At 53.8% G+C, this 2,363-nt stretch carries 3 protein-coding genes and 1 pseudogene; 3 read left to right on the top strand and 1 reads right to left on the bottom strand.

Annotation, left to right across the window (positions count from 1 at the left end):
* Positions 1 to 53 precede the first annotated feature (53 nt).
* Complete coding sequence (locus NZ772_17530) at positions 54 to 491, top strand: NUDIX hydrolase (protein MCS6815358.1); 438 nt, start codon at positions 54 to 56, stop codon at positions 489 to 491.
* A gap of 206 nt (positions 492 to 697) precedes the next feature.
* A pseudogene (locus tag NZ772_17525) lies at positions 698 to 843 on the top strand (RtcB family protein).
* Positions 844 to 853: 10 nt separating this feature from the next.
* Here NZ772_17525 and NZ772_17520 read toward each other — a convergent pair.
* On the bottom strand, positions 854 to 1,513 hold the full coding sequence (locus NZ772_17520; protein ID MCS6815357.1) for a GNAT family N-acetyltransferase: 660 nt from the start codon (positions 1,511 to 1,513) through the stop codon (positions 854 to 856).
* A 110-nt stretch (positions 1,514 to 1,623) separates the two neighbouring features.
* Between NZ772_17520 and NZ772_17515 the strand changes: the two genes are divergently transcribed.
* A partial coding sequence (locus NZ772_17515; protein MCS6815356.1) for an NAD(P)-binding protein occupies positions 1,624 to 2,363 on the top strand: 740 nt, incomplete at its 3' end.

Raw genomic sequence — 2,363 nt, 5'->3', positions numbered from 1 at the left:
AAGAGCAGACTACACGCGCAGAAGATGACAGCCACACGTAACAGAGTCCTAGCATGAGTTGCCGTAACCCTGTGCCAACCGTAGATATCATCATTGAGCTGATCGATCGTCCCCAGCGCCCGATCGTGCTGATTGAACGTAAATATCCTCCCTATGGCTGGGCAATTCCGGGGGGATTTGTGGACTACGGTGAGTCTGTGGAAACGGCTGCCCGTCGCGAGGCCCTGGAAGAAACCGGACTACAGGTTACCCTGATTGAGCAGTTTCATGTTTACTCTGACCCCAACCGCGACGATCGCCAACATACCTTGAGCGTCGTCTTCTTGGCAACGGCTGTCGGTAACCCCCAGGCAGATGATGATGCCAAGGCTGTGGGGGTGTTTGAACCTTGGGCGATGCCCACACCGTTATGTTTCGATCATGGGCAAATTTTGCAAGACTATTGGCACTATCGGCACTACAGGTTACGCCCTCGGTTGGGGAATGGGTGATCACCAAGCCGATCGCCAAGCTCATAAGTAAGGAGTTCAATCCTCATTGGATTGCTGCTAACTTTGCCAGCGCATGATGGTAGAAAAACTCAAACTCAGTGTCCTGAGCTAGTTTGGCTGCTGCTTCTAAACAAGCAACGGCCTTTTCTTTTTGTCCAAGTTTGAGATAGGTATCCGCTAGGAATCGGAGTAAATTCCGACTTTAGACGGCTGGGGTGGCATGTCGCAAGAACGAGAGCATCATCGGCGAAATTCCAGGTGCTTACAAGCCGATCGAGCTGGTAATGGCTTCTCAGGCTGATTAGTAGACTTGGCGGCACCGTTAAAGCAGGTTATCTGCGTCAAGGGCTAGGGAACCTGAGCTAGGGAGTGACTGGAGTAGCGGCTGTAGGAGACAGTTTCGGCAAATGCTTGCGCAAGAGCAGACGCTGGGGTTGGCCAGGAAGCAGCGCTAACAGGTCTGGGTCGTAGCGCTCTAGTTGATAGCCCATACGCTGATACAACGCTTGGGCAGGTTTGTTGCCCTCTATCACATGCAAGTACAGGTCAGAAAATCCCATGATTCGAGCTGTTTTTTCACAGTTCACCAAAAGCTGGCGAGCGATGCCACAGCGGCGGTAATGGCGATGAACGGCCAAACTGGAGATATAGAGGTACTGCCCTTGGTGACTGTGCCGAGGGGCAGCCGTTTGCACCGTGAGTTCGATCGTGCCCACCACCTGCTCGTGAGCGCGAGGAGCTGACCCCAGGGTAGCTGGGCGAGTCATCACCGACGTAACAGCCACTAGGCACAAGTAGGAGGAAGAAGCTCGTCCTAGGCGCAGACGTAGATCTTCTTGAGCACCTAGCCGCAAAATTGGTCTCAGTAGCCGCAAGAAGCCATGGTGAGAATGGAAGCTATCTACTAACAGAGTTGCCAACCCTGGCAAATCCCGATATTGAGCTACCCGAATCGTAATGGGTGTAGGTGGGGCGATCGTGCTCACGGTGGGACTATAGGATGAATGCGAGAAGCTAATCACAGAATTACACCATAACACACTATAACCAATGGATAAAAATTCCCATCCTTCGGCCCAGGATTTGGGCGGCAATCCATTAAAATAAAGCTATGTAACGAATTTGTAACAATATGCTTAGGCATAAATCTAGTCCTAGCGACCAGTCGGTTGTAGTCATTGGGGCTGGCATTGGCGGCCTGACGGCGGCAGCTCTATTGGCTCACCGGGGCTATCGCGTTCGGGTGTTTGACCAAGCCCTGGTGCCTGGTGGTTGTGCGTCCACCTTTCAACGGCGGGGATTCACCTTTGATGTAGGAGCAACTCAAGTAGCAGGGCTAGAGCCGGGCGGCATTCACCACCGCATTTTCTCAGAACTAGGTGTGCCCTTGCCAGCAGCAACCCCGTGTGACCCTGCCTGTGCAGTCTATTTGCCAGGAGAGACAACACCGATTAACGTCTGGCGCGATCCCCAGCGGTGGCAGGCAGAGCGTCAACGCCAGTTCCCCGGCAGTGAACCCTTTTGGCAGTTCATGGCCGACCTGTTTCGCTACAGTTGGGCATTTCAGTCCCGTGATCCAGTATTGCCGCCGCGCAACCTCTGGGATCTGTGGCAACTGGTACGGGCAGTACGGCCTGACACACTGTTGACCATGCCCCACACCTTCTCTACGGTTGGGGATGCCCTACGGGGCTATGGGTTAGCGGGCGATCGTCGCCTTAGAACTTTTCTAGACCTGCAATTGAAGCTCTATTCCCAGGTAGATGCCGAGGAAACAGCCCTGCTCTATGCAGCTACAGCCTTAGCCCTGTCCCAAGCTCCCTTTGGCCTATACCATCTCCACGGCAGTATGCAGGTGCTCAGCGATCGCCT

The organism is Cyanobacteriota bacterium (genome assembly GCA_025054735.1).
Lineage (GTDB): Bacteria > Cyanobacteriota > Cyanobacteriia > SKYG9 > SKYG9 > SKYG9.
This window is presented reverse-complemented; position numbering and strand designations above follow the sequence as displayed.